Annotated in this window: 18 protein-coding genes; 5 read left to right on the forward strand and 13 right to left on the reverse strand. The window is 62.1% G+C overall.

The window, feature by feature from the left end; genetic code table 11:
• The first annotated feature begins 7 nt into the window (after window positions 1-7).
• Window positions 8-736, forward strand: coding sequence for an SIS domain-containing protein (locus HRF45_13195; GenBank protein MEP0767477.1), 729 nt, complete (start codon window positions 8-10; stop codon window positions 734-736).
• Here the strand turns inward: HRF45_13195 and HRF45_13200 are convergent.
• The 5 genes from HRF45_13200 to gatC form a co-directional block, all read right to left on the reverse strand.
• On the reverse strand, window positions 698-1366 hold the full coding sequence (locus HRF45_13200) for a sugar transferase (GenBank protein ID MEP0767478.1): 669 nt from the start codon (window positions 1364-1366) through the stop codon (window positions 698-700). The two genes, HRF45_13195 and HRF45_13200, sit on opposite strands and share 39 nt — an antisense overlap.
• A gap of 113 nt (window positions 1367-1479) precedes the next feature.
• Window positions 1480-2556 (reverse strand): glycosyltransferase family 2 protein, encoded by a 1077-nt coding sequence (locus HRF45_13205; GenBank protein MEP0767479.1) that lies wholly within the window; start codon window positions 2554-2556, stop codon window positions 1480-1482.
• Between the two features lie 59 nt (window positions 2557-2615).
• Window positions 2616-3368 carry a hypothetical protein gene (locus HRF45_13210; protein ID MEP0767480.1) on the reverse strand — a complete coding sequence of 251 codons (753 nt, stop codon included), beginning with the start codon at window positions 3366-3368 and terminating at the stop codon, window positions 2616-2618.
• The gene (gene gatA, locus HRF45_13215) at window positions 3365-4831 is read right to left on the reverse strand and encodes an Asp-tRNA(Asn)/Glu-tRNA(Gln) amidotransferase subunit GatA (GenBank protein MEP0767481.1); all 1467 of its coding nucleotides are present in this window, start codon (window positions 4829-4831) and stop codon (window positions 3365-3367) included. The genes HRF45_13210 and gatA overlap by 4 nt, the downstream gene beginning before the upstream one ends.
• Entirely contained in the window at window positions 4828-5127 is a 300-nt protein-coding gene (gene gatC / locus HRF45_13220; GenBank protein ID MEP0767482.1) for an Asp-tRNA(Asn)/Glu-tRNA(Gln) amidotransferase subunit GatC, read from the reverse strand. Before gatC ends, gatA begins: the two co-directional genes overlap by 4 nt.
• Before the next feature lie 137 nt (window positions 5128-5264).
• On the opposite strand from gatC, the gene rpoN reads away from it, so the two are divergent.
• From rpoN to HRF45_13235, 3 genes are read left to right on the forward strand one after another with little or no spacing between them, the layout of a single operon-like run.
• A complete protein-coding gene (gene rpoN / locus HRF45_13225; protein ID MEP0767483.1) occupies window positions 5265-6629 on the forward strand; it encodes an RNA polymerase factor sigma-54 in 1365 nt (454 codons plus the stop codon).
• Window positions 6630-6648: 19 nt separating this feature from the next.
• Entirely contained in the window at window positions 6649-8037 is a 1389-nt protein-coding gene (locus HRF45_13230; protein MEP0767484.1) for a phosphoglucomutase/phosphomannomutase family protein, read from the forward strand.
• Window position 8038: 1 nt separating this feature from the next.
• Window positions 8039-9025, forward strand: coding sequence for a GNAT family N-acetyltransferase (locus tag HRF45_13235; GenBank protein MEP0767485.1), 987 nt, complete (start codon window positions 8039-8041; stop codon window positions 9023-9025).
• A gap of 43 nt (window positions 9026-9068) precedes the next feature.
• On the opposite strand, the gene HRF45_13240 is transcribed toward HRF45_13235, so the two are convergent.
• Together HRF45_13240 and HRF45_13245 are read right to left on the reverse strand one after the other, a co-directional pair.
• Window positions 9069-10316, reverse strand: coding sequence for a sigma-70 family RNA polymerase sigma factor (locus tag HRF45_13240; GenBank protein ID MEP0767486.1), 1248 nt, complete (start codon window positions 10314-10316; stop codon window positions 9069-9071).
• 128 nt (window positions 10317-10444) lie between these two features.
• Entirely contained in the window at window positions 10445-11656 is a 1212-nt protein-coding gene (locus tag HRF45_13245) for a type II secretion system F family protein (GenBank protein ID MEP0767487.1), read from the reverse strand.
• Window positions 11657-11932: 276 nt separating this feature from the next.
• Between HRF45_13245 and HRF45_13250 the strand changes: the two genes are divergently transcribed.
• Window positions 11933-13051 (forward strand): aminopeptidase, encoded by a 1119-nt coding sequence (locus tag HRF45_13250; GenBank protein MEP0767488.1) that lies wholly within the window; start codon window positions 11933-11935, stop codon window positions 13049-13051.
• 130 nt (window positions 13052-13181) lie between these two features.
• Here HRF45_13250 and alr read toward each other — a convergent pair whose 3' ends face one another.
• The 6 genes from alr to HRF45_13280 all read right to left on the reverse strand — a co-directional run bounded on the left by alr (window position 13182) and on the right by HRF45_13280 (window position 17647).
• On the reverse strand, window positions 13182-14303 hold the full coding sequence (gene alr / locus HRF45_13255; GenBank protein ID MEP0767489.1) for an alanine racemase: 1122 nt from the start codon (window positions 14301-14303) through the stop codon (window positions 13182-13184).
• A gap of 111 nt (window positions 14304-14414) precedes the next feature.
• On the reverse strand, window positions 14415-15185 hold the full coding sequence (locus HRF45_13260; GenBank protein ID MEP0767490.1) for a phosphodiester glycosidase family protein: 771 nt from the start codon (window positions 15183-15185) through the stop codon (window positions 14415-14417).
• A gap of 128 nt (window positions 15186-15313) precedes the next feature.
• Window positions 15314-16048, reverse strand: a complete 735-nt coding sequence (locus HRF45_13265; protein ID MEP0767491.1) for a PEP-CTERM sorting domain-containing protein — start codon at window positions 16046-16048, stop codon at window positions 15314-15316.
• A 186-nt stretch (window positions 16049-16234) separates the two neighbouring features.
• Window positions 16235-16345 (reverse strand): hypothetical protein, encoded by a 111-nt coding sequence (locus HRF45_13270; GenBank protein MEP0767492.1) that lies wholly within the window; start codon window positions 16343-16345, stop codon window positions 16235-16237.
• A 152-nt stretch (window positions 16346-16497) separates the two neighbouring features.
• Complete coding sequence (locus HRF45_13275; GenBank protein ID MEP0767493.1) at window positions 16498-17139, reverse strand: uracil-DNA glycosylase; 642 nt, start codon at window positions 17137-17139, stop codon at window positions 16498-16500.
• A gap of 25 nt (window positions 17140-17164) precedes the next feature.
• A complete protein-coding gene (locus tag HRF45_13280) occupies window positions 17165-17647 on the reverse strand; it encodes an HIT domain-containing protein (GenBank protein ID MEP0767494.1) in 483 nt (160 codons plus the stop codon).
• Window positions 17648-17999 lie beyond the last annotated feature (352 nt).

Below are 17999 nucleotides of genomic sequence, written 5' to 3' on the forward strand. Positions count from 1 at the left end.
CGGCACATTGCCATATTTCGATGAGTTGCGAGTAGTGCTGGCCGAGATAGAGCGCCGTAGCGCGGGGGCCATTCGCACCGCTGGTGAGTGGGTGGCCGAGGCGGTGGGGCAGGATCATCTGGTATGGGTGTTCGGATCGGGCCACGCGGGCATCGTGACCGACGAGAGCTTCTATCGGGCAGGTGGTCCTGCGTGTGTAGGGCCGATTCACCTTCCCGGGTTGCTGACCACGGATAGGCCTATCACCGTCACCACCGAGAACGAGCGTCGAGACGGCTACGCGGCAGAGCGAATGGCCGAGGTGCCTGTTAGTGTGGGCGACGTGCTGATCGTACACTCGGTGTCAGGCCGCAACCCTGCGCCGGTGGAAGTCGCGGTAGAGGGCAAGCGTCGGAGCGCGAGAACAATCGGCATTCTCAGCGCCGAGTGGGCGAGCACCCTCACGCCACGAAGCATCACGGGGAAACGGTTGCAGGACGTGGTGGACCTTGTGATTGACAACTGCGTGCCCGCGGGTGATGCGTGTGTGCGGCTGGAGGGAATGGCGGTGCGATGCTGCCCGCTGTCGTCCGCCGTAGGTATCGCGATTCTGCACTCGATCTTTGCTGCAGCGTGGCAGGTGTTAGTCGCCAGAGGCATCGAGCCACCGGTATTCCGCTCGGCCAACGAGGAGGGCGGCGACGAGTGGAACCGCGCGCTACTGGATCGGTACCGCGGACGGTTCGGCCATCTCTAAGTCCGCGACATCGTCCGCTGTGGCCGAGTGCCCCTTCAACGGTCGAATGGGTAGGCAGACAAGCAGCGTGAGCAGTAGACAGCGAAGGTCGGTTAGGAATGTCGGGCGCTGTGCGTATGCCACGTCGGAAGCAATTTTCTTCGGCAGCAGCACGTGCTCGTAGAAGGCATCGGGATCGGAGGATGCCGCGAGCACCTCTTCCTCGTTACGGCACCAGATCTGCGTAGGCCCCGTGATGCCGGGGCGGATGCTTAGGATTACACGCCGCTGCTCGTCGGGGTAGTTGTAGCGGATGTAATGCGGTGACTGCGGCCTCGGCCCGACCAGGCTCATGTCGCCGAGCAGCACGTTCCAGATTTGCGGCACCTCGTCCAGCTTGCTCTTGCGCAGGAACCGGCCAACGCGAGTGACACGTGGGTCGTCGGCCGTGGTCACTGCCGCGCCGATGCGGTCGGCGTTCATCTGCATGGTGCGGAACTTCAGCATGCGGAAACGGCGTCCCGCCTTGCCGCAGCGCACGTGGCGATAGAAGACCGGTCCAGGGGAGTCGAGCTTGATTGCGACCGCGACCAGCGGCACCAACACCACGAGTAGCGACAGTGCCGGCACCGCTACGATAATGTCCATCATACGCTTGAGCCAGGCGTATGTCACAGGGAACCAGCCTTCCTCCCCTTGTAGCGAAGCAGCAGGGGGAGGGTTAGGGTGTGGGTCAACATCCGCATACCAATCACTCCCGCCGACTAAGCGGCGGCCTCCTCCATGGCTTCGGTTACGGCTGTCAATTGGGGTGCCGGTCGCGCGGCAACCGCAGCGCCGGACCAACGGCGCGCGGTGAGCAGTCCTGCGATCACGCCGACACCATGGCTAAAGTGGAGGATCGGGAACACGAGAGGTGTTAGTAATGCTTCCCATAGCCTACTGGTCGCCAACAACTCGACTGCGGCATTCGCGCCGCCCAACAAGTAGAGAGCCGCGAGGACCACGAGTACGCCCAGAGGAACGGGAGACAGCACCGATCCCGCCGCGAGCAGTGACGCAACCGCGACCATGATTCCTGGCACGGCATGCCGAAACGCGTAGGCCTCGGGGCAGACCAGCCACGAGTACACGCACCACTTGCCATCGGCATACTTTTGTCGCGCCAACGCCGAGAGCGAGGGCCGAGCGAAGTACTCGCACCGAATCTCGGGGTCCAAGTAGATGCGTCCTCCCGCCGAGCGGATGCGCGCGTTCAGCTCGTAGTCCTGGTGGCGCGTCAGGCATTCGCGGTAAAGGCCGGCCTTCTCGAACGCCTCGCGGCGGAAGGCTCCGAAAGGCACCGTGTCCACCCAGCCCGACTTCGCGCCGGTTCGGTAGGCCGAGCCCCCAACGCCGAAGCCGTGGGCGAGAGCAAGCGAGATCGCTCTCGCCCAAGCACCCCGCCCGCCGGGCCGTGTCACCCACACTCCACCGACATTCCACGCCCCTGTCCTCCGCAGGGTCTCGACCGAACGGGCAATGTAGTCCGACGGATACATAGCGTGAGCGTCCACGCGCACGATAATCTCTCCGCGGGCCGCGCGTATGCACAGGTTCATCGCATAGGGAACCGTTCGATTGGGGTTCTCCATCAGCCTTATTCGCGGGTCCTCGGTGGCCACGCGAGACACGATCTCTGCGGTACGGTCTTCACTGGCACCGTTCGCCACGATAATCTCCATCCGCTCTGCCGGATAGTCGGAGCACAGCAGCGACCGCAGGCAGGACTCGATGAACCGCTCTTCGTTGCGCGCCGGAAGCACCACGCTCACGAAGGGCTGGGCGTCGGACTCGGACATTCGGGCGTCTCTCCTCGATGGCTATCTAATCTACTTATGGGCAATCGGGAGACCGAGCTTTACCGAGTAAGCAAGTCCACCTCGTCTACAGCTTTCTCCAGTGCGGTTAACTCCGACTGGTGTCGCTGAAGGCTCTGGATCAACTCGTCCGAGGGCATTTCGACCTTCGCACCAGTGACACGGTGGTCCAGGAGCCGCAAGCGGAGGTTGTCCAGGGAGCTGACGAGCAGGTCCACCTGTGCTTCGGTGCGCTCGACGCCCGCGAGCATCCTCTGGTATTGCTCACGGTAGTCGCTTCGGCTTTTGCGTGCGAGGTCGTAGAGAGTCCGCGCCTGCTCGTCCAACGCAGGCGGCTCGATGCGGATGCCTCGTACCGGCACGTCCCTCGGCTCGAGCCCCTCCAGCATGTGACGCACCGCGTCGGCTCGGAGAAGGGCGAGGTACATCGCGTCTACCAGGCGGTGCACGGAATCGGGCGTCTCGCTGAGGGTCTGCTTCAGAACGCGTGGGCTCTTCCGGTAGGCTCGCTCGAAGCGCCTCACACGGTCCTGCACTCTATCCCACAGCTCCTTGTAGTGAAGGCTTCGGAAGCGGTAGTTCCCTCGGCTCAGCAGTGCGCTCAGTGTCCATCCAGAGAAACCAAGGGCGAGAGGGACCAGTAGCGCGACGATGGAGCCTCCCATCTGAACTGCCACCATGGGCACGATGCAGCTAGCGGGCAAGAGTGTTAGGGCGAGCCCCAGAACAATCGGCCCAGGCCGGCCCAGCGTGCGAAGAAACAGCTTCAGCTCTGCTCGTTCTCGCTCACTCATGCTGCCGCCGGCTCCGGTGGTCGCAGTCGGTGCCACTCCGTCCGCTGCTCATAAGCGTGGGCCACTCGCAGCAGCCCCGCCTCGTCGAAGGGTCGCGAGATGAACTGAAGGCCCACGGGCAGCCCATGGGCAAAGCCACATGGCACGCTGATTGCCGCCAGGCCCGCGAGGTTCGCCGGTATCGTCAGGATGTCCGCCATCTTCATCGCCAGCAGGTCATCCTGCAGCTCCCCGATCCCGAACGCCACGATGGGGCTGGTCGGACCCATGAGGTAATCATAGGTTCGGAGCCGCTCCTCGAACTCGTGTCGCATCCGTGTTCGCACCTTCTGGGCTTTCAGGTAGTAGGCGTCGTAGTAACCCGCTGACAACGCGTACGTACCTAACAGGATACGCCGTTTCACTTCGGGTCCGAAGCCTTCCTCGCGCGTCTGCTCGACCAGGCCGACGTGGCCCGCATTCCCTTCCGCCCGGTGTCCGTATCGGATGCCGTCGTAGCGCGCCAAGTTGGAGGATGCCTCGGCAGGCGCAATGATGTAATACGTCTCTACACCGTATTGCACGCTGGGAACGCTCGTCTCCTCGACGATGGCCCCTGCATCCCCCAGCGCGCTTACAGCGGTTCGCACAACCTCCGCCACAGCCGGGTCCACGCCTTCTCCCAGGAACTCGCTGGGCAGGCCGATGCGCCGACCGCGAAGAGCGTCGTCAGGATCGAGCGTGACCCTGGGCACCTCGGTGTCCACACTCGTCGCGTCTCGTCTGTCATAGCCCGCAATCGCCTCGAAAAGCATCGCTGCGTCCTGCACCTCGCGCGCGAGCGGGCCGATCTGGTCCAGAGAGCTGCTGAAAGCTACCAAGCCGTAGCGACTGACCCGGCCGTACGTCGGCTTCAAACCCACGACGCCGCACATCGCTGCAGGCTGCCGAACGGAGCCGCCCGTGTCGGAACCGAGTGCCAAAGGCACCAAGCCTGCTGCCACCGCGGCTGCGGAACCGCCGCTCGACCCGCCGGGAACACGATCGAGGTCCCAAGGGTTCCGGGTGGGTTGCCATGCCGAGCTCTCAGTGCTTGAGCCCATCGCGAACTCGTCGCAGTTCGCTTTGCCGAACAGGACAGCCCCCGCGGCTCGCAGTTTCTCCACAACGGTCGCATCATAGGGCGGTCGGTACCCGCTCAGGATCCTCGAGGCGCAAGTCGTCGGCTCGTCCTTCACGCAGATGTTGTCTTTGATCGCCACTGGGACTCCCAGGAGGGTGGGGCGCTCTCCGGCATCCAGTCGTCTCTGTGCCTCGACCGCCTGGCTTCGCACCTCGTCTGGGTCGAGAAAGGTGAAAGTGCCGAGCCTCTCGTCGAGGCACTCGGTACGCTGAAGGAAGGCTTCGGCGACTTCCAGCACGGAGACCTCACGTCTCTGTAGCATTGCGGCCAGTCGGTGGGCAGGCAGTTCCCAGAGGTTCATGCTTCGTCCTGTGTCAGGATGGCTGGAACCAGGAACAGACCGTTACGGGCTTCGGCAGCACCTTTTAGGATGGCGGAAGGCTCCCCTTGCGGAGATGGTTCGTCTTCTCGCCAGACGTTTTCCAGTGGTGCAGAATGCGAGGTTGGCTCGAGGCCCTCGGTGTCTACCTGGCTGAGACGACCGAACCGATCCACCATCTCCTGCAGGTGCGGAAGCATCGCCTCCATCTCTTCTTCTGTCATCTGTAGCCTAGCCAACTTAGCAATGTGACGTACCTGTTCGATACTCAGGGCCATCTGCGCCTCCCGACCCGGTGATTCTAGCATTCGCTCTCGCCAAACCGGCAAAGCACGATATTAGCCTCGTGCCAAGAAAGGGCATACGATCTGTGCAAGTATGTACTTGCGGCTGTTCGGGAAAGGAGCACGAGCCCTTGCAGAACTCGCAGCGAGCCGAAGTTCAGGTTTCTACCCGTGTGGACCCCAAGCTGGTGCTTACCAGCACCCTCTTGCAGATGACCCAGGTCGAGCTGGAGCAGGCCGTCGAGGCGGAGCTGGCCGAAAACCCTGCTCTGGAGGTTATGGAGCAAGAGCAGGAGCCCCTCGACGAGGACACCATCGCCGACCAGTTGCTGCTGCGGGCGGGGGCGCGCTACTCCTTCGCGGAGGATACCGTCCCGACCAAGCCCTACGACCCCGACGACAGCCAGGACTGGACGGACTTCGTCGTGGCCCCGGTGTCGCTGGCGGATCACCTCCGCGCTCAGCTCCTTCCCATGCTTCCAGAGCGGCTCCACGCACTTGGCGCGAACGTCGTGGATGCGGTCAACGACCGCGGCTATTTGGACATGCAGGTGGAAGAACTGGCGCTTAGCTTCGACGCTACTATGGAAGACGTCGAGGAGGTGCTGGAGAAGCTGCAGCAGTGTGAGCCGGCTGGAGTGGGGGCCAGGGACCTTCGCGAGTGCCTGCTGATCCAGCTCAGGCAGATGCCCTCGGAGCCGGTCCGCGACCTCGCCTTGCACATGGTCGCCGACTGCTGGGAGGAATTCACCAAACAACGCTACTCCCGGATCGGTCGGCGCTATGGGGCGCGCCCCTTCGTGGTTCAGGCCGCCGCATCTATGGTCGCGCACCTCAACCCGTTTCCCGGCGAGGCGTTTCGAGCCGAGTGGGACCACTTCTCGCCGTCGCCTGCACCGAGTGTGACGCCCGACGTCGTCATCCGCCGGACCGACAACGGCTATGAGGTGGAGATACGCGGGTTCGATCCCTCCGCCTTGACCATCAATGAGCGCTATCGCCGCCTCCACCAGCAACGGGACCGCCTGTCCAGTGACGAGCGTTCGCACGTGGTGCAGTATGTGGACCGCGCCCAGAACTTCATCGCGAGCATTCAGCAGCGCCGTCGCACGGTGCGTCGTATCGTGGACTATCTGCTGCAGACGCAATCCGGGTTCATCGCCACCGGCTCGTATCGCTTCCTGCGCCCACTCACACGCATGCAACTTGCCCGTGAGATCGGCGTGCACGAAAGCACGGTCTCACGCGCCACGATGGGGAAGTTCGTGCAGCTCCCAAGCCAGGAAGTGGTGCCTTTCGAAGTATTCTTCAAGCCCGCGCTCCGTGTGCAGAAGGCAATCGAAGAGATTCTCAGGCACGAAAACCCAGGTTGCCCTCTCAGCGACGAACGCATCTCCAAGATGTTAAAAGAGCAGGGTATCGAGGTCGCTCGTAGAACTATCAACAAGTACCGCGAGCGGCTGAACATCCTGTCCAGCCGGCGCAGGCGCGCATAACATCATTCCGGGAGACAGCATGAGGATCAAGTTCGGCACCGAGGGGTGGCGCGGTGTCATTGCAGACGATTTCACCATTGCGAATGTCGAGATAGTGGCGGCGGCGACCGCCCGGTACCTTCTGGAGGCGAATCCCCCTGGCAAGCGGCTAGTCGTAGTGGGCCACGATTGCCGCATGATGTCCGAGCAGTTTGCCGAAGCGTGCGCCCGGACGCTCAACTCCTTCGGCTTCGACGTGGTGCTGAACGACAAACCGACAGCGACTCCGGCGCTGTCCGCCGGAGTGCTGGCGCACCAGGCACAGGGTGCATGCGTCTTCACCGCGAGCCACAACCCCGGCATCTTCCACGGTCTGAAGTTCAAGCCTTACTACGGCGGCGCGGCGATCACCGAGATCACCGACGCTATCGAGAAGAAGCTCTATCAAGGCGATCCCCACGGGGCGGCAAGCGGGACCACCGAGGTTGTTGACTTCGTGCCCGCATACTTCGACCGGCTCGGGCGACAGGTGGACGTGGATCGGATCCAGGCCTCGGGATTACGTCTCGCCTTCGACGCAATGTACGGGGCGGGTGCGGGCAACTTCGCGCGCCTTCTGCCGAAGATGGACATCGTCGCGATACGCGAAGAGCGTAATCCAATCTTCCCTGGCATTCACCCCGAGCCCATCTTCGAGATGCTGGGGCCGCTTGTCGAGACCGCGAAGGGCAGGGACCTGGGCATCGCGTTCGATGGGGACGCCGATAGGTTGGCCGCGATTGACGAGCGGGGTTCCTTCGTGGACAGCCATCGCATCTTCGCCATTGCCTTTAAACATCTTCGCGAGCGGCGGGGGCTGGATGGGGACGTGGTGAAGACGCTTACCACCACCAGGATGATTGACAAGTTGGCCGCCCGCTATGGCGTCCGTTGTTACGTAACGCCCGTCGGCTTTAAGCACATCGTCGAGAAGATGCTGGAGGGCGGAGTGCTCATGGGAGGCGAAGAGTCGGGTGGCATGGGCGTTACGCAGAACCTACCAGAGCGTGATGCGATGCTGATGGCTCTGCTGCTGATGGAGGCCATCGTGATGAGCGGCAAGTCGCTGAGCCAGCTAGTGGACGAGGTGTTTGCGGAAGTCGGGCCGCACTGGTATCACCGGATTGACGCGCAGTTCCAGCGCTCGGAGATGGCAGCGCTCAAAGATGTCGTGAACGGGCTGAGTCTCGCCGAAGTGGGTGGTTTCGGAGTGCTCGAGACCAATCGGATGGATGGCATTCTGTTCGAACTCGAAGGTGGGCGCTTCCTGATGCTGCGTGCGTCGGGAACCGAGCCGGTGGTGCGCATCTACGCAGAGGCCGAAGAGCCGGCGGTGGCCGCCCGCCTTGCCGCCGAGGGGGAGAACCTGCTGCGCAAGGCGCTGGCATAATATGGAACTGGTCCGGATCACGGCGCGACAGGCCCGTGAGCCGGCGGTGGAGTGGACGGTCCACGCGTCGATGCTCTCCGCCCGTGACCCTCGCCTCGTTGTGCTCCCAGAGCTGACCGAGTACTTCGAATCGCAGATCTTGCGGTCCGTGGACGAGGGAGGGCTCGCCCTTGCACTTCGCGACGCCGCGGGCTGGCGTGCCATCGCCCAGGGCATCACTTGGAACCTTCGAAAAGACGACCCTGCTCAGGAGATCGTGTTTCGGTCGAGCCTCGTGTGGAACGTCGCGTGGCTTCGGCCGACCGACAGTTGTGATGCTCCTGAGTTATTCGAGGCGATGGACGAAGCTGCGAAGGAACGAAAGGTCGAGGCCACCTATGTGTGTTTCCATGTCTGTGATGCGGAGACCGCAGCGTTGGTTGCCCGTCACGGCTTCGAGCCCGCCTATGCGCACTGTGTACGCACTCAGCCTCTCGGCGAACTCCCAGCGCCGCCGCCGGGAGTCGAGATCCGGGTGGCGCAGCCGGGAGACGGGAGCCGCATAGTGGACTGCCATTTGGAGGAGCTACGTTACCACGCAGAGTGCGCGCCGTCTCAGCGCACGGACTACCCCAACGCGCGTGAGCGCCAGCTCAAGGGCTGTGAGGAGGTGATCCGCGACGCGAACGGCGTCTCGCTTTATGCCGAGGAAGCTGGCGAAGTGATCGCAGTTGCCGATGGACGAGTAGGGTATGCGATGCTTAGGCCGTCTCTGCTGCTACCGGAGGCTCGTATTGGTTTCCTGAGGTCCGTGGGCACCACCGAGAAGCACAGAGGCAGGGGCGTGGGTGGGGCGCTATGTCTCGCCCTGGCTGCAGAGCTAGCCAAAAGGGGTGCGCAGCGGTGGGAACTGGTGTACTGTCCGTGGAACCCCCTTTCTAGCCGGTTCTGGCCTCGCATGGGATGGGTGCCGGCATCCTTCGGGTTCGTGAAGAAGACAAGAAGATAGGACCGCGCGGCTGGGCGCGGCCCTGCCATCCAGGTTTCGTCTGTTAAGCAGCCTGATGCAATGCGGTGTCGTGCCTGTCTGCCGAGCGCAAGGCGGCGGCGAGGAGTTCTCGAAGGGTCGAGCCATCGTCTGGGAAGTCCGCACAGCCCACGTAGAATCCGACCTGGCCCTTCGCGGAGAAGAGGCGGTTAATCCACTCGGCCAGCTTCTCCTCGAGGAGGTCACCAATATCCACGCGCAGTCGGTCCACGTGAGGCAGAACCACCCCGAACGCGAACTCATCTGCGCGACAGAGCACGTCGAGCTTACGGATGTTGGCTCGGATGACGGACCCAGCTTGGGTGAGGAACTCCCCAACCGTCATATCCCCATAGAAACTGCGTAGTTGCTCTAGACCGTGGAAGCGCACGATAATCACCGACATCTTGGACCCGTCGAGCGACGCACGCTGGATCTCCTCGGATAACCGCGAACGGAAGTAATCGGGTCCGTAGAGACCGGTCTGGTCATCCATCACGTCGCTCTCACAGTCGGGCGCATAACGTATACGCAGTTGACGATCCTTGATGTCCTCGGTGACCAGTATCTTCCGCAGTTTCTGGACGGAGTGCCTTAGGATGTGTGATACGTAGTTGCAAGAGATGTCGAGCGTGGCGGCGATTTCCGTTTGGTTGAGACCGTCATAGAAAAAGAGATGGATCACCTTCTGCTCCACCTCTTTGAGGTGAATCACGGCGGTTTCGAGGATCATCTTGTCCTCGATGGGAAGCTGGAACGTAGCCTCTTCCTGAGACTCCATCTTGTCCAGGTCGTAAGGTTTGTCGCCGTCGTCTTCCTCGGTCGCACCGTCAATCGAGAGCACCTTGAACACGTCCCGCGTCATCAGCACCTCGGTGATCGCCTCTTCGGTCATGCGCATGTTCGCAGCGATCTCTGCGGCCGTGGGCTGACGTCCCAACTCCTGCGCGAGAGACTGGGTGATACGGTTGATCCGCTGGTTCAGTTCCTGCAGCCATGCCGGCTCCTTGATGATCTTCCCCTTGTCACGCAAGTGGTGTTTGATCTCCCCTGCGACTAAGTGTGTTGCGTAGGTGGAGAACTTGACCCCCTTGCTAGGGTCGAACAGCTCCAGTGCGTTGAGTAGGCCGATGAAACCGACCTGCGCCAGGTCCTCGATCGGTTCCGATGACCCCGCGAAGCGGCGCGCGATGCGTTCTACCATCCCGGCGTAGTGCAGGGTCACGGCGTCCCTCAGGTCGGGCTCCTTAGTCCGTGAATACAGCGCTACCATTTCTTCAGGCTCCAGCCTGATTCGAGCGCAATCTCCCAACGTGATGTTCCTCCTTGGTCCCCCGGTTCCCCGGGGTCTGTTGGGCCTCGGCGCGCACATCCTATGCACGCCTGAGCTGTGACAGGTCGCTATTGAACCGAGTTGACCAGCTTGAAGATAGGTGTCATCACCGAGATAGCGATGAAGCCGACAATGCCACCCATGAACACGATGAGTAACGGCTCGATCATCGAGGTGAGACCTTTGACGGCTTGCGATACCTCGGTATCATAGAAGTCCGATACTTTGATCAACATCTCGTTGAGACGCCCGCTTTCTTCACCGACGTCTATCATCTGAGTAACCATGGCAGGGAAAAGCCCGCTAGCAGCGAGTGGTGCACTCAGTTGCTTGCCCTCACGGATGCTTCCTCGTGCCACTTCGATCGCACCTGCGAGAACCGCGTTGCCAGTGGTCTCGCCGACGATCTCCAGTGAGCGCATCATCGGGACGCCACTGGCGATGAGCGTGCCGAACGTCCTTGCGAATCTCGCGAGGGACATCTTGAGGCTCAGTTCGCCTACGATGGGCATGCGGAGCTTAAGGTAGTCGAACTGGTAGCGCCCTCTCTGCGTTCGCCCATAGAACTTCATCGCCACGAACATGCCAATCCCTGCGCCTATGATCACCCACCAGAACGCCTTCATGAAATCACCCATGGCGAACAACGCAGCGGTGACAGCTGGCAACTCTACGTCCATACCGGCGAAGATGTCCTTGAACTTAGGCAGCACGAAGCTGAACAGCGCGAACAACATCACGCCGGATGCTATCAGTACCATCACCGGATACATCATGGCGGACTTGATCTTGGTGCGGATCTCCATCTCCGACTCGAGGAACTGTGCAAGCCTGTCCAAGATGGTGTCTAGGATGCCTCCCACCTCGGCAGCGCGGATCATGTTGACGTACAGGCGGTTGAACACCATTGGGTGCTTCGCCATCGCCTCGTTCAGTGACTGACCGCCCTTCACGTCTGCGCGTACCTGGTTGAGGGAATCGCGTAGAGCCGGATCCTTCATCTGCCCTGCTAGGATATCGAGGCAGCGGAGAATGGGGATGCCTGCGTCAATCATGGTGGCGAACTGACGCGAAAAGATCACGAGCGACGTTAGTTTGGGCTTCTTTGGCTTTAGGAGGGCGCTGCGGGCGCCCGCTCCACCTCTTACCAGCTTGACGCTGGTCACATGCATCTGCTGCTCGTGCAGACGGCTTAGGACTAGCTCCTCCGAGTCGGCTTCGATTACGCCTCGGACGTTGCGTCCTGCGGGGTCCACCGCGCTATAGGCAAAGCGTGGCATACCTACGACCTCCCTGTTCGATCATGGTCCGGACATCCTGTCCCTACCTTCGCCCAGGATTTTCGGACAGGTAGGCTGCCGGAGTGACCAAAACCTGCACTGGGTTTTCGGGTTGATGTGGAACCCGGCATTCCTGCTCGTATACGGCGCCCGAGGCAGGGGGAGCCGCGGCAGGCAGGTCAGTGTTCCACGAACGCGCATAGGGTCCAAGGACGGGGGTTCCACGCTCGACCGCTCCGCCTCGCCGGTAGAATCCGCGGAAAGGGAGGAGTGAGGATGAAAGACCCGAGGATGACTAGGCTAGCGCAGCTGCTGGTCCGACACTCGACCCGGCTTCAGCCCGGCGAGAACCTGCTGGTGGAGGCGTTCGACATTCCGCCCGACTGTACGGCGGAATTAGTGCGCGTGGCGCAGGAAGCGGGCGCGAACGTATTCGTCGATACGTACCACGCCATCGTGCAGCGGCGGTTCCTGTTGGGAGTGAATGAGAGCGTAGTCGAGGCGCAGGCTGAGTGGGACAGGGCGCGGATGGAACACATGCAGGCTTACGTGGGACTCCGGGGTGGTCACAACTATGCCGAGAGCTCCGACGTGCCTGACGACAAGCTCAAGATGTGGTTGACCCATTACGCACAACCGGTACATTTCCAGACGCGAGTGTCGAAGACCAAGTGGGTGGTGCTCCGTTGGCCTTCCCCCAGCATGGCCCAGCAAGCCGGCATGAGCACTGAGGCTTTCGAGGACTTCTACTTCGAGGTGTGTACTGCGGATTACGCCAAGATGGCCAAGGCGGTCGAGCCGCTCCAGGAACTGATGTCCAGGACCGACCGTGTGCGGCTGGTCGGACCGGGCACGGACCTCACGTTCAGCATCAAGGACATCCCATGTGTGCCCTGCTGCGGCGAGATGAACATCCCGGACGGCGAAATCTTTACCGCGCCCGTGAAGGAGTCCGGAAACGGCGTCATCACATTCAATACGGAGAGTCTGCGAGACGGGACCGTGTTCTCGGGTGTCCGGCTGGTGGTGAAAGATGGCAAGGTGGTGGAGGCCGAGGCGCAGGCCAAGTCGGACAAACTCAACTCTATTCTGGATACCGACGAGGGCGCCAGGTATTTCGGCGAGTTCGCTATCGGCTTCAACCCGTATGTGCTCCACCCGATGAAGGACACGCTGTTCGACGAGAAGATCGCCGGCTCATTCCACCTGACGCCCGGGAATGCTTACGACGAGGCGGACAATGGGAACAGGTCGTCTGTCCACTGGGACTTCGTGTGTATCCAGAGGGACGACTACGGTGGCGGCGAGATATTCTTCGACGATGTGCTGGTGCGCAAGGACGGCACCTTCGTCCTCCCCGAGCTACAACCTCTCAACCCGGAGAACCTGAAGTAGGAGTCTCTGCGATGCCTCCGCCGCTCGGCGGTTTCGGCCTCGACCTGTGAGGGTTGAAGGAATGCAGCTGAAGACCGCCAGCACGGGGAAGGACGAGGAAACGGACGGCGGATTGCTCGGGTAGGGCGGCCTACTCGTTCAGGTAAATGCGGGGAACGCGCCCGGTGAGGCGGCAAGGGATTTCGTGCGGGGTCGTACCGACCCATTCAGCCAGGCGCTCGGCCGTGATAGGTCCTTCTACCAGCCCAACGACGTCGCCCACGCGGGCCTCTGGAATGCGAGTGACGTCCACCATTGTCTGATCCATGCATACGATGCCGCGGATGGGCGCCTCTTGCCCGTGAATCAACACGCAACCCTTGTTGCTCAGCTCGCGCGGGTAGCCGTCTGCGTAGCCCGTTCCCAGCGTGGCGATGCGGGTCCGCTTCTCGGTGGTCCACGTACCCCCATAGCCCACGCGTCTACCTGCAGGTATCTCACGCAGCGCCATGATGCGTGTACGCCAGGTCAGTACCGGACGCAGGTCCACGTCGGGGCAGGGCACGTTGCGAATGCCGAAGGCCAGCAGCCCGCTTCGCACCAGAGCGTGCTGCACGTGCTTCGGCATGCGTATCAGCGCGGCGCTGTTGGCACAGTGCAGCAGAGGAACATGGAGACCACGCCGCTCCAGTTCCTCCACGATGCGGATGAATCCCTCGTACTGCTTGTGGGTGTAAGGCAAGTCGACCGCACAACTGCTGAAGTGGGTTGCGATCCCTTCCAACACCAGGCAAGGGATGTCGGCGATGCTGCAGGCGAGGTCCACTGCCTCTTCGGGCTGCGCTCCGAAGCGGGCCATCCCCGTATCCACTTTGAGATGCACGCGCACGCTTCGTCCCTGCCTTCGGGCGGCCACGGCCAGCGCCTGGGCCGCGGCAAGTTCCTCCACCAGATTTCGCAGGTCGTAGCGCACGAGCACGTCGCAGTCCAGCGATAGAATGGGCGCGAGGACGAGGATGGGGCAGGAGATGCCGGCCTGCCGCAGCGCGATACCCTCCGACACCGTGGCGACCGCAAGCCACTCCACACCCTCGTTCACGGCGCACTGAGCCACCGGCAGCAGGCCATGACCGTAGCCGTCGGCCTTGATCACGAAGCAGTGCTTGGCACCGGGCGCGAGCAGGCCGCGCAGCGTCCGTAAGTTGTGCCGAAGGTTGTCGAGATCCACCTCGGCCCAGCAGCGAGAGTACTCGTGAATCATCGGGGAAGGCACGGAACATTATGTCCGCTTCCTCGGTCTGAGAAGCATCGGAGGCCCGAGGATCGACTCCATCGGGCCCCGAGAACCGCGGATCGCGCAGTGCTCTTTATCTCTCGGCCCGGACTAGAGCCGGGCCGTTTTTTTCGCGTTGGGCGCCAAGACCGTTCTCCGAGCCTCGTACTGGACCGGATCCTCGTACACAATGAGCAGGTTCGTCAACGCCCGCGTCGGTCGGATCAACATCTTGCCTCGGTAGTAGAGCGAGGTCGAGGACCCTCCGTCCAAGCACACTGCCTCGCGCGCACCCAAGCTCTTTAGAATGCCACCGATGCCCGAAAGTGTCACGTTTTGTCGTGTCGCCACCATCACTAGCTTGTTCTGGGGCGTGATCCCTACGGCTGCGCGAGGGCTGGGCTTCAAGACGTGCTGGGTGTTGTGCCCGACTTCTGGAGCCACTTTTCCCGCCCGCATGAGCCGGATCAAGCCGCCGAGAGCGAACTCGTAGTTGCTCCAATCCACTATCTTTCCTAGCTTCGGCGTGATAACTTCCGCGCGGTTGTACCAGTCCACGGCAAGGCAACTGGGGAAGTGGCCTCGGTAAGCAGCAGAGCCGTCTATCACGATGTCGCCGATTGGCCGCTTTAGGATCGTGCCGTGGAAGGTCCCCGAGATCGCTACCGTAGGCTTTGCGCGGTTCACCAAGCTGTCGGCACTCTCGAGAACGCCGATGGACCGCGAGACGACGCCAGTGACCTTGATTCCCGGAGCGTTGAGGTTCACTCGTACTACATGGCACCAGACGCCTGAGACCTTTCGGACCTCATAGGCGACGTGGCGTGCAACCGTGGTAGGTGGCGTGGCCAGGCACGCGGCGAGTACGAGATGGACGAGCACTGCCGACTTTTCTCCCTTTTGATCTGCGTCTCTCTGCACAATCCTTGCCATGATCCGCCGCGTCAGCCCCAAGCACAAACAACGGCGCCCCGGGGCGGAGGACCCGGGGCGCGTGTGGGTGATGGCGGCTAGGCGCGGCGCCTACGCGCGAGCAAACCGGCGACACCCACAGTCAAGGCGATCAGAGCCGACGGCTCGGGGACGATGCTGTAGTCAACGACCAGCGTCGGACCCGCATAACTGGAGTTGCTGAACCCCGCCCAAGTGGCCGCCGTGTCATTTGCGAGAGGAGTGATGACTAGGCGGAACGGGGCAGTCGGGGGCGAGATGAGCTTGCCCTTGATCACGTCCTTGGTAGCCGAATCCAGACCGCTGTAGAGGTCGAACACGTCCACAAAGCCGTTAGCCACTTTGGTGAAATAACCATCGGTGAGATGGTACTTGACCGGGAACTGGCCGCCCAGACCCTCGGGAATATCACTCGAGAGGAACACGAACGGGGAAATCCCGGGCTCGATGCTCGTGGTCGCATCCTCCACCAGGTAGATTCGGATGGGACCATCCTTGGTGAACGACGCGTTGGACTGGGTGCACTCCAGCCACAGACCGTGAATGATCAGGTCTGCCGGATTGGCTACGCTGATCCCAAAGTCGGCGTTGTTGAAGTCGGCGGCACCCCACGAAGAGAAGTTGCCGTTATCCGAACCCTCGATGTTGAAGAAGTTCTTGCCGTTCGGGCCACTGCGCGGGCCGGCCGGCTGAATCGTCGCGTTGTTGAATGCCTCGACAGTGACTACGGTGGCGATGGCGTTAGGGACTAGAAGCACAGCCAGTGCCAGCGTCCCCCATGCTCGATGATGCATTCCGTCTATCCTTCCTTTCGCAATCAGGTTAGGCCACCCGGGTCAGGCATAGCATGCAGGAATAGGAGCACACTATCGGTCGGAAGCGTACCGGGATCGAAGTTCAGGCGCGGTTAGTGTTATCTAAGGATTGGACGAAAATCATGGAGCGCGAGCGGGATGAGAATGCCAATGCCGATCCGCTATCTAAGCGTCCCTTCCGTCGAGCAGCCTGCAGTGGCACTCCAGCTCGCGTACCGAGGCTTCGAGAACCCCGATGTCGGGGCCGTCGAGTACGACGTGCTGGTCGGGATGCATGCCGATCCGCTCAGTACCGGAGGCTCTCGTGTAAGCTGTCCGATGTTACGGTCTCCCGACGTCTTGCGTGGTCGCGTGATGCTAGTCGAAACTTGCGTTTGGCTTACATGGGAGTTCCCAGGCCAGGGATGGAAAGCCGATCCGGATCACTACTAAAACAACGTCATCTGGCCAGTCTCGGCAGGCGGCGCCTCGACGGGAGCATGGGCTCTCTCCCAGGCGCGCTGAAGGTCCTCGCGCAACTGCTGCTCTGCGTCGGCGAAGCCCTCGTTCATGCGTCGGAGAACGTAGGCCGGGTGGAGTGCTGCAGTAGCCCACGGTGCCCAACGGCACGCATAAAACCCCCCCCGCATCTCGGTGATCTTGAACCCACGGTCTATGATGACCTTTGCAGCGGGGCCTCCCAAACAGCAGATGACGCGGGGTCGGATGGCTGCGAGCTGCGCATCGAGCCACCGGGAACACGCTTGCACCTCGTCGGCTTCGGGGGCTCGGTTCTGCGCTCGCCCGTTCTCCAGCGTGAATGCCCGGCACTTCACGATGTTACAAATGTATACGTCGCTTCTGGAAACCCCGAAGGAGTTTAGCGCCTTGTCCAGACATGCTCCTGCCCGGCCTACGAACGGCCTACCGCTGGCGTCCTCATGCTCGCCCGGGCCCTCTCCCACCAGCACCAGTGGGCTTCGGGGATTGCCCTCACCGAATACCACGTTCTGCCTGGTGTCGGCTAGGCGACAGGCGGTGCAGGTTGCGGCCTTGGCTGCCAGGGCGCTCAGCTCGTCCTCCGGGTTCATGTTCACCGCTGCCGTCGAGAAAAGGTCACTCACCGATGGCCTCCTTCAGCCTCTCATAGCTCCTGCGCAGTCCCTCTGGAATGACGCGGGTGTCCCCCAAGACTGCCATGAAGTTCGTGTCTCCAGCCCATCGGGGCACCACGTGCATGTGGATGTGGCCCTCGATGCCCGCCCCTGCGACGCGCCCCAGGTTCATCCCGATGTTCATGCCGCTGGGGTGATAGGCGCGCTTCAGCCACTCGGTGGCGTCCCGGGTCAGGGTTATCAACTCCAGAAGCTCCGGCTCGCTCAACTCGGTCAACGAGGCCGCGTGCTTGTAGGGAGCTACCATTAGGTGTCCGTTGGAGTAGGGGTACAGGTTGAGGATGACGAACGCGGTCTTTCCGCGGAACAGGATTAGGTTTTCCTCGTCCGCTTGAGCCGCTGGCTTTTCGCAGAAGATGCAGCCGTGCTGCTCTGCCGCGACCTCCACGTATTCCAGCCTCCACGGCGCCCAGATTCTCTCCACCGGTGTCCCTCCTGGTCTCCCGGATGGGTTCGGTACTGCATGCACTGGCTCCTACCACCGTCCCGCCGGATGTGCATCATCGCCGGGACGGCGATGCCACGTTCACGAGCCGATTCCGCGGGAAGAGCCCTCCGCCGGGTCGAGTGTGGGGTGCGCAGTGCGTACCTGCCGGGGACTCCCCTCCCGTCACGCTGAGCCTGTCGAAGCGCGGCCCAGGGCGTCCATGTCGGGGCGTGCGACCATTCATTATAAGTCACGCTGAGCTTGTCGAAGCGTGCAATCGTGCGCCGCGAGCGTTGTGGCAAGAGATGACAGGGTGGCGGCAGGCGAGGTCACGCTTCGACAGGCTCAG

It is taken from the genome of Fimbriimonadia bacterium (genome assembly GCA_039961735.1).
Lineage (GTDB): Bacteria > Armatimonadota > Fimbriimonadia > Fimbriimonadales > JABRVX01 > JABRVX01.